The following is a 13314-nucleotide window of genomic DNA, read 5'->3' on the forward strand; positions in this document are numbered from 1 at the left end:
CTTATTATTCCGTCACTGACGATTGCGGCGACTTTTCTGAGGCGGTGGCGGTTCTGGCGATACCAATTCCGCTAAAACCATAAATTAATGCGAAGAAGATCGCTGCATAGCACTGGATAGCCCAGGGCAGAAGATCCAGCGTGCTAACGCCCAATGTAGTCGCCATGTAGACGCCAGCCGAGGTCCACGGCAGGAGAGGTTCGATAACGGTACCGGCATCTTCTATCGTACGTGAAAGGTTTTTAGTATCCAGCCCCATGCGACGATAGGCATCTTTAAACAATTCGGCGGGAACTAACAATGCCAATTTACCGTCGCTGGTCGCCCCGGTGACCAAAATTGTGGTGCCGATAGTGGCGGCAATTAGCTGACCAACGCTATGAATAATGGTCAACAGCCGGTTAATGATGATCGTTAACGCGCCGGTTAACGTTAGCGCTCCGGCAAACGAAAAAGCGCAGAAAACCAACAGTATCGTTCCCATCATCGAGAACATTCCCCCCCGGTTTAACAGGCGTGGAACATCGGCCACGACACCTTCAGCGCCTTGTGGGAACATGGCGATATCAAATCCATCAATGAAGGCGTCCAGCCCCTGTTTGATGCTTAGTCCCTGCATGATGACGCCGAGGAACAAGGCAAGTACGCAGGCGCTTAACATTAATGGGATGACAGGCTTCTTGCGGATTGCGCCCCACAGTACGATCACCGGTGGCAAAATAAGAACAATATTAAAATGATATAGCGACTCCAGCGAGTGGATGATGTCCGTGACCCGCTGCGGCGTAGCCACTTCGCCCAGCATATTACTGTGTCCGGCGATAAGATAAACCACGGCGGCTAGCAGGAAACTTGGCAGGGTCGTCCAAAGTAAATGCTGAATATGTTCAAACAGGGTGGTGTCTGCGACAATGGCGGCAAAGTTAGTCGAGTCGGACAACGGTGAGATTTTGTCGCCGAAATAAGCGCCAGAAACGACGGCGCCGGCCGCCGCCGCAAGCGACACGTCCAGCCCGGCGGCAACCCCCATTAACGCAACGCCAACCGTCCCGGCGGACCCCCACGATGTACCGGTACAAACGGAGACCACGCTGGTTAAAAAGAAGGCCGCAATCAAAATATATTCCGGGCTTATCAGTTTTAGCCCCCAGTACACCATGTAGGGAATGGTGCCGCTAAACATCCAGGTGCCAATCAAACCGCCCACGCAGATCAGGATCATGATAACCGGCATTGCTTTAGCCAGTTTATCCACCACTGAGTTGATGATGTCTTCCCAGCAGTATCCTTGCCACCACGCAATGCCTGCCGCTACTGCCGCAGAGCACAGAAGGAGCGGTTCGATACGTAGCCCCATGATGCCGTAACCGATTATCAACAATAACAACATGGAAATGACAGGGATTAGCGCTAAACCCAATGACAGCGTTTTCTTCTTGTTTTGTGATGCACTCATAATGGAGCTCCGGTCAGTAAGGTAGCTCAAGGGTAGGGGAATACGCTTCTCACTACTGTGATCCATTACTTTCGTCCATGTAACCGATTACATGAGAAGGGTTAATTTGATAGTCATCACAGTTTTTACCGTTGACGACGCATTCAACGTGAAAAATAGGGCGCGACAGAATCTCGGATCACCAGTTCAGCATTGAAACGGTTACTGCTGGGCGGCGGCGTAATGCCCTGGTATAACTGTATCGCCAGTTGCGCGGCACAACGCGCCATTTGTTCGACCGGATAATGCATTGTTGTTAACGCCGGATAAAGATACCGGGCCAGCACCACATCATCAAAGCCGACAATAGAGAGCTGTTGCGGAAGGTGAACGCCGCGTTGATGAAGAATACGCATAATGCCAGCGGCCATAACATCGTTAAACGTGACCGCCGCCGTAAGGGGAAGCCCGCTATTAATAAGCTGATGTGCGGCCCGCTCGCCGCCTTCTTCGTTAAACGGAACGCTAATCACCCAGCAGGGATCTGGCGAAATACCATATTCTTCCAGCGCCTGACGATAACCATCAAGACGTTCCTGACGATCGATAATGGGCAAGTCAGATGTCACACAGGCAATGCGCCGATGCCCGTTCGCTAAAAGATACCGGGTCGCTTCCCTGGCGGCGCTGCGATTTTCCAGCCAGATACAGCGGTTGGCCATACCAGCGATATAACGATTAACAACAACCAGCGCCGGAAAGTGGGCTGCGTAGCGCAGCAGCTCTTTATCCGCTAATCGACTGGCGTGTACTACGATAGCCTCACAGCCTTGATTAACCAGGAAATCCAGTCCCGCTTTTTCCATGTCTTCATCGTGGCCGCCGCTACATACCATCAGGCGATACTGCTGTTTACGAGAAACATCTTCTACGCCGCGAGCAAGGCGGGCAAAAAAAGGATCGGCCAGATTGCCGGTTAACAATCCGAGCATATCGCCGCTGCGTTTCGCCAGTGCGATAGCGGCGGCGTTTCGGCGATAATTGAGATCGCGCATGGCTTTCTCTACACGTTCGCGCGTGACGGGTTCAACCCACGCAGTCTGGTTAATGACGCGTGATACAGTCGCGGTTGATACACCGGCCAGGGATGCAACATCCTTTATTGTCGCCATGTTAAGCTCATATTTGTACGTTTAAAGGGTATCAAAGCCAATGATTATCACGTTACGTAGAAATCAGTGCAATAACTGCGGCGCAGTCTGAATTTATAAACATTGTTAAAATCATCCTGAATCCCGGTAACTGCAAACCGCGCCCCTTATCGTGGCGACAAGTATTTAAAAACCTGCGTGCGCAGGCGTGGTGGTCTTATCGCGACCGTGGACGAAGGTATAAAGCCGAAAGACGGGATGATTGCCTTCAGTAACAGAATAGAAACCCGCTATGAAATGGATCAAGGTTAGGGCTATGATTTCGGGTAGAGTTTTTAGGGCGATGGAGTAAAGCGCCTTATACAGACCGCCTTCGCAAGACTATCTTTAATTTAACTATTCTGGGTTTTGGGGATGTACATAATCAAAAACATCATTATAAAACATATAATCATCTGTATTTAAAGTAATAGGAGAGTTAGATTTTATGAAAATTAAATATATTTTGTTTATTTTGTTTACTTCATATTCTGCGGCAAGTGTTGCCGCATTTTCTGAGGAAGAAAATAGCCAACTAGAGAGTATTAATCAGAAATTTACACATAGCCTCATTGTGAGAACTAAATCTCGTAGTTACACCAGATTCGAGACAAGTCAGAATGTTTTCCTGTGTCCCCAGATGCTTCTTGCTCAGCTCATTCATTCCATAAATTGTGACGAACATGACGGGCAGGGTAGTCACGTCATCAACCATGAGATGAGTTCTCTGGTTGTTCCTAGATAAATGTAAGATGGAATATGTCATGAACTTAACGATATCCCCATAATTGTTGCGTTATGAAGTTATCGTAAAGCCACAACTGAACTTTAGCAAACGACTGATTCGCCGGTAAGTTCCTGAAAGAGAGGTTCTCATGAACTTAACTACAAACCCAGCATATTTAACATAATATACATTATGCGCACTAACGTTGTAGAGGCTCAATAGTAATGTCCGCCTGTAGCTCAGCGCCGCAAGGATCCCTCAGCCACGTTACCGGCGTCCGTGTACGGGCGAACTGATACAAATCGATGGCTGCGATCATGACTGGTTTGAAGGCCGAGGACCAGCCTGTACCGCACTGGTCTACGTTGATGATGCAACCAGTAAAATCATGGAGCTTTTGTTCGTCAAATCTGAGTCCACGTTTTCTTACTTCGAAGCCACATGCCATTATATTGATAAGCATGGCAAGCCGCTGGCGCTGTACAGTGATAAAGCCGGTGTTTTTCGCGTGAACAATAGTTACGCCTGAATGGTGAGACACTTCCCTACTCTACCTATGACCGGCTGTCAGAAGTCGACCAGGGCGAAATTGTGGATAATAAACGACTTGGCCGTGCTCTGGAATTTATCAGTCTGGTGCAGAGCAAACGGGATAACACGCGCTCTCAGTCCGTTCCTTCTGGTGATGGCCTTTCCCGACGACGGCCCGGACAGGCAGGGAAAAAATCCCAGCGTTCACTGAATAACGACGACATGCTCGAAGCGCTTAAGCAGCTCCAGTCGCAGTCAGAGGAGATTTTTGGCAAAAGAGCCAGAACCGGACGATAACTTTTTACTAAGAGTCACTGCGTGAGATACATCCCCGCAGTGACCCTTTCAGATTTGTGTGCTTACGAACATCTGAATTTTACCTGATGCTACTCACAACCAAGAGCATTGTCCTTATCACAGGCCAGTTTTGCCGACAAATCACTAAGGCGATCAATGCCAACGGACTTACAATCGTAAACAGATTCCTTCTTGCTATTCAGGTTCGTAACACTAACCCCACGGCTTTCACTCTCATCCTCATAATTACTAAATATCGTGTATTTATACCCTGTATTTACAAACGACACGTTGAAGTAATCAGTTTGAAATCGTGAGTAATGATTGTATTTAAATCCTGAATAATCATTACCTTTTGACTCATAGTTAAATTCAGTTTTGCGGTCTTTCGATAAGGTGTACCGAATTACACCGTTGTTTTCATCTAGTTTGATTGTTCCTTTTGCAGTGTCGCACACAAAATATACATCACTCGCAAACGATGAACCACACAGAAACATTGCCGCTAACGCAAGTAATTTATAATAGTACCCAGCCACTCAGCAGGTACACAAACCGTTTACCAGAGTCATAAACACGCCCTGAGCCCAGTGGTATTTCCTGCTCCAGGAAAAGAGAACCGGAGATATTGAAAAAATCAAATGCGCAACTTTATACCTGAGCCTTGCATGCGAACATCATACGTATGATGTTATTTATTTAAAGAGATCTATATCACATTAGTAATACGTATGACTCATGGTCAATGTTCCGCATGAGAGGTTCTGCTCCAGTTCCATCGGATGGGGCGCTGGCAATTCACTCTTTTTTATACGTTTTTCTTTTACACCGTTGCTGGGTGTTTTCCGTTAATATTATCTTTCCGTAATGATAAACAATCACTTAAACTCAATTCTTTTCTCTGATAGACTCCGGATGGCTCAGGCGATATTAATTAATTTTTCGGAGGTTTAATGTCTCTTTCATCAGCCAACAGCAAAGATGTTGCGAGACTGGCTAATGTTTCACAGTCCACTGTCTCGTTAGTATTCAACGGAAAAACTAAAGGGCGCGTTTCAGAAGATACAAGGGCGCGGGTTCTGGCTGTTGCGAAGACTCTGGGTTATCAGCCAAACGTAAGCGCTCAAATATTACGGAATGGTTCGCCAAAAAATATTGCGTTCGTCGTCCCAGATCTCCAGCAACCCTATTTTGGAAAACTGGTTTATGCGGCTGAGCTGACTGCTGCTGAAAAGGGACATTCTGTCATTCTTCTTGACAGCATATCCAGTGAGCAATGGTGTGATCGGCTTATCACTCTTTTTCAGAGTAAAGTTATATATGGATGTATTATTTACTCATGCGATGAAATTGTTTCAAATAAACTTCAAAGCTATCGCAATCAGATTATTTATATCGAACCAGATGATGAAGCAGTTTATGATATAGATCTAAATTTCAGAACTGCAACCGAAGATATTTATAACTATTTGGTCAAAACGGGTAAACGTAGAGTTGGTTATTTTCGGTCGGATCTTCCAAGAAAACATTTCATTCGCAGGCATCGGGCTTTCGAGAGCAAGCTCAACTTACTACCCTACCCGGATAAAGCATTTTTCGTTGAATATTCCTCATTCTCCCTAGAAAATGCTTCATTAATTGCTGAAAAGTTGCTGAGTAACCAACTGGATGTCATTATTTGTGACGATGACCTTCTTGCCGGGGCCGTTTATCGGGCTGCAAAAAAAATGAATATATCCATACCCGCGGACACAGCTGTTATTGGTTTTAACGATACCGTTCTTTGCCAGTATTTAGATCCTGAGTTATCCACCATCAGGATACCAGCTGACATGATTGGGAATCTTGCGGTAAGCATGTTGATCAATAAAACACAAGATTCGCCATCCGTGGTTAACAGTTTTCTTATTGATCTTATGTACATCGAGCGTGAATCAACAATTTAGATTACTGCTGCATATGTCTGTGGCTGGTAATGTCCCTGTATTCAGGCATTATCTCCAGGAGAATTTCATCTAAATCATGCTCTCCTTCAGTTCCTGATAATTATTTTTCAGTAATCTTTACTTCCCTGTCGGTGATCCCTTCGTAATATCGCCTTCCGAAATATCACAACCGTGCTCCATCGCTGGCAGCAGGCGGCGGTTCGGATGGCGTCCACGTCGTGCCAGAAATGTTCCTCATCTAATTAGCATGACACGACTCACTTATTACTTGCTCTCTGATATTACCAACATATAGGAGTTGTTCAACTGGTTGAGCTGTAGGTCTGCGCGGTTTAGTAAGTCCCGGGACAGAGGTTGGTTTTGGGGAGATGTCTTCAATTGTCGAATCAGCTCCTCAACAGGAACGCTGTCATTCAATGACTGTGATATCGAGAATACCGCCGTTTTAAGCTCGCTCACCGTCATGTATTTCCCCTTCTTTTTATCGAGCTGATTAAGTCGGTTCTGAAGTCTCTTTAGCTCAGTGATCCCCTGGTTCCATCCGTTTATGTTTGCATCAGGTAAAGAGTTAGCTTGCAGCTTTGACAGCCAACCTGCAGACAAATTCTCTGCCAGTTCGGAGTTGGGATAGAGATGACGGGTTTGCTCCACCAACTGAGTTCCGTATTGCAACGGCCAGTATGGAGGAAGCATGCTTAATTCGTTCAAACGAGAATTTACTTTTTTCACGTAGGTATCGCTGGATTCGAGCCACGACGGGGCATCCTGACGCAGTTGATCGACGACCGGGAGAGGCATAATGGTCGGTAAAGCTGCGAGAGAGTTGTTCAACACATCTTCTCCGGGGTGACTGAATAACGTCGGCATGTAATTAAAGGCGGCTATGCTCAGTACGGCAGCGCTTAAAACGCCGCCGAAGTAAGCCACTAATGGAGTGATTCTGGTGGCTGATTTTCTGATTACTTTAACGTCTACCGTTGGTTCAGAATTAACCACGTATACCCAGCGCTGACTATTCTGCTTGTCGGCCCTCGCAGGCAGCACTACGTCTGTTAGAACGGTCTCTTTATGGCTTGAGGGAGCATCACTATTTTCCAGCCTAACGGTGGCGTTATGCAGCATTTGACGGAGAGTATCAATCCCGCTTGCATTGTGAAGCTCAAGCCGCTGCAAGGCCTCCCCCGTTGAGCTCAAAAGCCTTATGCCCTGATTCAGTCCTGGTAAATCCGACCTCTGTAGTGAAAGGGTCCGGAATAGCTGCTGAAGTCGTTTACTCAGGCTGCTGAGTATTTCAATTCGGGCATGTGCAGAAGCGGGCCACATTGCTGACCATTGATAGCGTATCAGAGCATCCAGAATCGCCATACCTTCATTGAAACCCTGTATTCCCTCCAGTTGTGCCCTTGCCAGGGTATACCATGCCGCAGTCTGAAGCTCAACACCATGGGTATCGAAAAGATTTAGCGCCAGTTTTTCAACATGCCCCCAGTTCACATCCGGACGGGCAGGATGGGACAGTTTTGCGAATTCATCTCGCAATGCTGAGTAATCGGGCAATGTACGGGGATCGTTCCCGGTCTTAAGGTGACGTTCAGTTGTGTGGGGCATTGTGAAATCCGTATCGAATGAGGATATGAGTGAATTAGATAACCTGGTGGTTTTCCAGATACTGTTGCTGTTTCAAATGCCTGATTAGCACCTTACCTTCAGGCATAAACTCGGTGCCATACCGTACAAGTCCGATACCTCTCAGTTCCGCATCGATGGCGTAGCGTAACTCTCCAGGCACTTGCTGTTCGAGTAAAGTTACGTTGAGAGACTGCAAACGGGGTTCATACTTGAGCAGGACACCGGCCAGCGTCTCGATCAGCTCGTGGGCGGTACCCGGCATACCTTGCAGAATTTTGGTCATATCCGGCAAACCATAATCTGGTAAATGGGATATGGTCCCTGCCCGGGCGTTCAAAATACGCTGGATGTTATCCAATACAGATAAAATGACCTGGTCTTCTTCGTTAACAACTTCAAGGGGAAGATCCCCTGTAAAGTTGCCAGTAAGAATTTCATACAATGAAGGTGTTTTTCGGTCCATAATTGATTTTTTCCCACACTCTATGCTGGTAATGGATAAGGCAAATCAATTTCTGGTGCGTCTGGTAACCAACGGCCTGATTTTTTCATTAAATACCCCAAAATCTCATCATAAGTTAAATTGACGTCAGACATTGAATCATTTTTAAACCAGTATTCAGGATAGTAGAATAGATCTGAGACACATGGCTCTGAGAAATTTAACTCTATCAGGCTAAGAGCATAACCTTGTAAGGCCTCATTACCTTCAGCTGTACTTATAAATTCTATTATTTGTTTCGCCTCATGGAAAGACAAGTCCGCTTGATATTTAGCTTGATAAAGGGCCGTCTTAACAAAGTTTTCTGTAGAAATCCATGAGTGGTAGTCACGAAAATCGCTAAATTCAAACCTAGTAACAGCAAAGATATTCCATTTCTCTATTAATGCATACACTTTGCTAGATGTTTCGTCGGACCCAGTATCTATGAGATTCGTTAATTCTTCTGCAATTGATGTCATAGATTGCATTTTATCATGATGAATTTCAGTGGGGGTTAATCTAACTGGCAATGGCATAATAACCTCATGTACATTACTATCATGCTAATTTATAGCTTAAGGCTGCTGTGCGGCAGCCATATTGTTGTTCTATTCATCAATATGTTTGACCTATGAGTCTTTAAATAAAGCAAGTCCTTGAGACTTCCTCCATTCTTTGACGATTTCAATTACCCTATGAGGTTCCCCGTCTTCGTCTTTTTCAGGGTAAACAATTAAGTCGCTGCCTTTAGGGTGTGCTGTCACTTGAATAAAGTTATCCATTAATTTATCAAGATAATCATCCAGCTTACTTCCCTTTAAATCTTTAGCCTGCCTTGTGCTTTTCCTAAATTCTTTAAGAATGGCTAAAAATTCTTGCTCTGTATACTCTTCAATTTTGTTCTTTAAAACTATTGAGCTCATAATTTCACCTAACGTCTGTAATGTATCTCGTCATGTAATTTAGGAGTAACTATACGTAAATTATCCATGTCATAAACTCCTCCCCCATCTTTTATGGGTACAACATGATGTATTGCAAATTTCTTGACAATAGAGTTGGGGCCTATGTACTGGCCTTCTTTAGGTACCCATGGAGCAAGTCCATCTTCAATTCGATCTTTGTTCACTGTTGTAAAATCTTTTGTTAACTCAGGATGTCTTCCTATTTCGTTCCAAATTGTTTCACGGAAATCATCAAATGAGTTGAATTTTTGACCTCGAAGTTTGTCTGCAATCTGAGAAGGTATAGGAGCTCCTTCACCTGAGTTTGTTACAGACATATCAAGCCAAGGTTTATCTCCTGATAGTTTTACACCATTCCCAGTTGCTTCTCCAGGTACGTTGCGAGCATCATCTTTCAAATAAACATAAATCGGCTTAATCCCTGAATCCGCAGGGAAGACCAGAATGTAATCGTTAAGATCGCGTTCTTCCGGCACCGGGAAAGGTGGGGTCGTGTATTCATCTTTGCCGTCAGGAATTGGCGTGACGAGTATTGTAGCCTGGTCTATTGGCCTGATGTCACTGCCGGTATGTGAGGGAAGGTCACTGCCTTCTGGTCTCTCAGGTGTCCAGGTAATCAGTGGGCCATCGGCACCGTGAGCAGGAGTGAATTCATAGCGATTATTTTCACTATTCCACACCATGTTTGCCGTACGGACACCTTCATACGGCGTTCCCTCCCCCGTATGGACGCCATAGACCCGCATGTTGCCCTGCTCATCCTGACGCCAGAAGAACCTTACCCGGGTTGTCGCTTTTGCCCCGGTGAGGGCTTTCTGCCGCAGCTCTTCCTCGTACCAGAACTCATCCCGGCCAGGAACCCTATCACTCCCCTCGCCCGCAGATGGAACGTAAAGCGCGGACATCATCGCTCCTACATACGGAATTCCCCGGGCCGCGCCCAATACGCCGGTCAGGGACCATTCACCCCAGACCTGAGTCATCACGCCAGTAGCAGCTCCCAGAGCAAGCGGTGCAGCCGTTGCCTGAGCAGGCGCAGGTGCATTTGCGCCCCCGGCGTCAGGCTTACGTTTTTTAGCTGACTGGGCGTGCTGAACGACTTCATCATCTGCATGCTCATGCTGATGACCGTAACCGCAGCAGTCGTCCTCAACAGGCTGGGCAAAAATTGTCATCTGTCCAAAGTTATCAACGGGCTCTTCAGCTGTACCGGCATCAGTACAGCCTTTCTCTTTCAGACAGGATTTTGCATACACCGGCGTCACCCAGGGGGTGAGCGTTTCGGGATTGAATTCACGCATGGTCGCCGGAGGCGGCAAGGATACGGCCTCCGCAGGTTTAGCACTGGCTGATGCAGCCATAGTCCGCTTCACTTTGCGCATATACGACGCCGTCGTACCATACTCGACCTTCCCGGCCTCAAGCCGCAGATAGCTTCCGCCGCCAATCAGCGTGATGCGCTTCTTCCCGGCAAAAGAGATGTCACTCGCCGAGCTCAGCGTCAGCTTCTTCTCTGCAAACAACCGCAGGCTGGCGTTTTGCGCCTGGACATCTATTGCCCCTTCTCCGGATTTCAGGCTCAGTTGACCGCTCCGGGCAAAGAGCCCCAGTTTCTCCCCGGCCAGTGCGGTCAGATTGCCCGTCACTCCGGCGCTGATATCCCCCCCGGCGTTGACGGCGACATTTTTCGTGGCGGCCAGTTGCATATCTTCACCGCTGGTCAGCGCCATCCCTTCCGGGGCGGTCATCAGCAGCGCCTCGTTGAGCGGTTTCAGCCGCTGCGCAAACATCTGTATCTGACTGTCGACATCCGCCTTCAGCGCCTGCGCCTTTTCTGCGGCTATCTCCAGTTGTTGCAGTTGCTGATTAAGCCTGTCGATTTCCTTCAGCGCGGCATCCCTGTCCAGCGCCTCGCCCTGCGCCTTCGGCTGCGCGTCCGCGCTGACAAACAGCCCCTTTCCGGCGCGGATAACGCCATGTTCGTCGGTGCGCAGCTCTGCCCCCGTACCACGACGCTGTCCCTGGCTGTCCACCATGTGCCCGCTGTTGAGCTGCGACTTACCGTATTCCGTGGCGAGTTTGATGTGCTCTTCACCACGCCTGTCTTCCATCCGCAGCTTGTTGTTCGCAGGCGTGCGCAGCACGTTACGGGTGTGATTATCGCGGGTGACGTGGTCCGGGTGCTCAGAGTCATGCAGCGCACAGGCAATGTACGGCAGGTCAATATCGCCGTTGCTGTACGCAATCGCCACTTCCGTCCCGTCGGTGAGGGGCGTGTGCCAGCCCGACGTTTCACCGGCAGTCGGTTTCGCCATCCGCAGCCACAGGTAGCCGTAACCGGGGTCCGTCGCATCCCGGTCGAAGTCCAGCCTGACCCGGTAGCGACCCTGCTCGTCCAGGTGAGCGTATATATCGTTCTTTTCCCGGCTCTCAATCCGGGCCGGAAGCGTCCCCGGGATGAGCGGACGCGGGATTTCCGCCGGGCGGAAACAGTAACGTTCGGTGTAAGGCACCCCCCACACCGACACATGCAGACGGGAATTCCGGGCCCCCCGGAAGGTCACCAGGGTGAGGATAACGCCCTCTTTCAGGGCAGTAATGACATCCCCCTGCGGCTCCAGCACCTGCCCGGGCGTGAGGTGGCCCGTATTGCTGAACAGGTGAATACGGGCCGACCTGCTGAGCTCCCGCTCGTGATGGATACGCGCATAAAACGCGCCGGATTCGGTTTCCGGCTCCGGACTGGTGTCATCACCCGCGTCACGATAAGGGGCGGTGTAGCGGTAGTGTGCGCCGGTCGTCACGGCATCGCTTCGCACGCTGACCGTCGCATCCATCGGCATGGTGGCTGTCCGGTAGTTGTAATCCCGCGTGGCGACGGTGCCGGTGGCAATGTTGTGCCAGGTTCGCACATCCCAGACCGAGTCTGCCGCGCCGTCGAACAGACCCGATGGCTCGCTGTAGGGTAACTGCACATCAAACTGGTAGTTAAGCTGGCTGTCGGCCAGTATGCAGGTATCCAGACCGCGCACGTCGTCCATCTCCGTACGCCAGTAAATCCCCACCTCAGACAGAATGCGCTGGATAAACTGCAAATCCGTTTCCCGCCACTGGGTGATAAGTTCACGTGCCGGGTATGTTCGCTCCAGTCTGAATTCAAAATCAGGTCCTTCCAGACCGTGTTTACGCAGGACCTGCTCCACCACCTCCGGGACGGACAGGTTCTGAAATACGGCGCACTGCCGGGTATATCCCAGGAGCGTCAGGCGGGAACTGAGCGTGAGCCGGTAGTGTGACTGGTCACGGGAGGTGGAAAGCCATTCCAGGCGGGTTACCATGCCGTGGACATTTTTGCCGCCACGCATCCGCAACGAGGCATATTTCATCAGCACCTGTTCCGGAGGTATGTTCGCATGCAGGGAGGTGAACTCGATGTCCCATCTGAACGGTTCGCTCAGGGTTTCCCTGCCACGAAAACGCAGGACATCAGCTTTCACGGTGCTGTCATTGATATCCAGAACATAGCGGGTCTGTCCGTCAAAAAGCGCTGACCAGTTATCCATCACGTCACTCCTTTACCGGAACGAGGCTGAGCCAGCCATCACCCAGCTCAATCGTGCGGGGTTTGTCCGGGTCGAGGTCGTCGCGGGTCAGCACCAGGCGCCAGCGGTTGCCTTTCTGATCCGGTCGATTAAACAGCCCCACCACAGCCACGAACTGAGCGTCTTCATCCATAGGCACATTGAGCGTCACGCTGCCGTTGGGCATTACCAGCAGCTCTTTTGACGCCAGTACCTCGTCCTTAAGTACCGTATCGGCATTGCGCAGCAGTGCCTGGTAATCGGCGGCATCAACCGCTTTACGCTCCCTGAGCTGATAAACCCGCACCATCATCGCCAGTGGCGTCTGTGCGCCATCGGCGTTAATGGCCGTGCGCGGAGTAAAATCCAGATGCAGCGTTTTAATTTTCTTGTAGAAGATAGATTTCGTGATGCTGACCGTACCGTCCGTGACAGTCTGCGTCAGACCACAGCCTGCGAGCAGACCACAGGCAATAAGCGTCAGCGCCCACCAGCGGGTTATTGTTGCCATTCAGATGTTCCTTTTATC

General features: G+C 49.1%; 10 protein-coding genes and 3 pseudogenes. 3 read left to right on the top strand and 10 right to left on the bottom strand.

What is annotated here, in order from left to right:
* Positions 1 to 4 precede the first annotated feature (4 nt).
* Positions 5 to 1456, bottom strand: coding sequence for a Na+/H+ antiporter NhaC (gene nhaC / locus AC3G3F_RS06080; protein ID WP_150362313.1), 1452 nt, complete (start codon positions 1454 to 1456; stop codon positions 5 to 7).
* 143 nt (positions 1457 to 1599) lie between these two features.
* Positions 1600 to 2607, bottom strand: a complete 1008-nt coding sequence (locus AC3G3F_RS06085) for a LacI family DNA-binding transcriptional regulator (RefSeq protein WP_053509686.1) — start codon at positions 2605 to 2607, stop codon at positions 1600 to 1602.
* A gap of 1004 nt (positions 2608 to 3611) precedes the next feature.
* Here AC3G3F_RS06085 and AC3G3F_RS06090 point away from each other — a divergent pair.
* Together AC3G3F_RS06090 and AC3G3F_RS06095 are read left to right on the top strand one after the other, a co-directional pair.
* Positions 3612 to 3866 (top strand): annotated as a pseudogene (locus tag AC3G3F_RS06090) (ISNCY family transposase); the annotation flags it as partial.
* 77 nt (positions 3867 to 3943) lie between these two features.
* The gene (locus AC3G3F_RS06095) at positions 3944 to 4180 is read left to right on the top strand and encodes a hypothetical protein (protein WP_488394639.1); all 237 of its coding nucleotides are present in this window, start codon (positions 3944 to 3946) and stop codon (positions 4178 to 4180) included.
* A gap of 551 nt (positions 4181 to 4731) precedes the next feature.
* Here AC3G3F_RS06095 and AC3G3F_RS06100 read toward each other — a convergent pair.
* Positions 4732 to 4828, bottom strand: a pseudogene (locus AC3G3F_RS06100) (hypothetical protein); the annotation flags it as partial.
* A gap of 305 nt (positions 4829 to 5133) precedes the next feature.
* Between AC3G3F_RS06100 and AC3G3F_RS06105 the strand changes: the two are divergent.
* Positions 5134 to 6126, top strand: coding sequence for a LacI family DNA-binding transcriptional regulator (locus tag AC3G3F_RS06105; protein ID WP_053511076.1), 993 nt, complete (start codon positions 5134 to 5136; stop codon positions 6124 to 6126).
* A 264-nt stretch (positions 6127 to 6390) separates the two neighbouring features.
* On the opposite strand, the gene AC3G3F_RS06110 is transcribed toward AC3G3F_RS06105, so the two are convergent.
* The 7 genes and pseudogenes from AC3G3F_RS06110 to tssJ all read right to left on the bottom strand — a co-directional run bounded on the left by AC3G3F_RS06110 (position 6391) and on the right by tssJ (position 13296).
* A complete protein-coding gene (locus AC3G3F_RS06110) occupies positions 6391 to 7734 on the bottom strand; it encodes a VasL domain-containing protein (RefSeq protein WP_063390452.1) in 1344 nt (447 codons plus the stop codon).
* 34 nt (positions 7735 to 7768) lie between these two features.
* Entirely contained in the window at positions 7769 to 8218 is a 450-nt protein-coding gene (tssE, locus tag AC3G3F_RS06115; RefSeq protein WP_053511080.1) for a type VI secretion system baseplate subunit TssE, read from the bottom strand.
* 20 nt (positions 8219 to 8238) lie between these two features.
* The gene (locus AC3G3F_RS06120) at positions 8239 to 8775 is read right to left on the bottom strand and encodes a hypothetical protein (protein WP_053511082.1); all 537 of its coding nucleotides are present in this window, start codon (positions 8773 to 8775) and stop codon (positions 8239 to 8241) included.
* Positions 8776 to 8868: 93 nt separating this feature from the next.
* On the bottom strand, positions 8869 to 9162 hold the full coding sequence (locus tag AC3G3F_RS06125) for a bacteriocin immunity protein (protein ID WP_053511084.1): 294 nt from the start codon (positions 9160 to 9162) through the stop codon (positions 8869 to 8871).
* An 8-nt stretch (positions 9163 to 9170) separates the two neighbouring features.
* Positions 9171 to 10565 carry an S-type pyocin domain-containing protein gene (locus AC3G3F_RS06130; protein ID WP_319792970.1) on the bottom strand — a complete coding sequence of 465 codons (1395 nt, stop codon included), beginning with the start codon at positions 10563 to 10565 and terminating at the stop codon, positions 9171 to 9173.
* A pseudogene (locus tag AC3G3F_RS06135) lies at positions 10539 to 12767 on the bottom strand (type VI secretion system Vgr family protein); the annotation flags it as partial. The gene AC3G3F_RS06130 and the pseudogene AC3G3F_RS06135, both read right to left, overlap by 27 nt.
* Positions 12768 to 12771: 4 nt before the next feature.
* Entirely contained in the window at positions 12772 to 13296 is a 525-nt protein-coding gene (gene tssJ, locus AC3G3F_RS06140) for a type VI secretion system lipoprotein TssJ (RefSeq protein ID WP_053511087.1), read from the bottom strand.
* Positions 13297 to 13314: the final 18 nt, after the last annotated feature.

Source organism: Salmonella sp. FC25216, assembly GCF_057751355.1.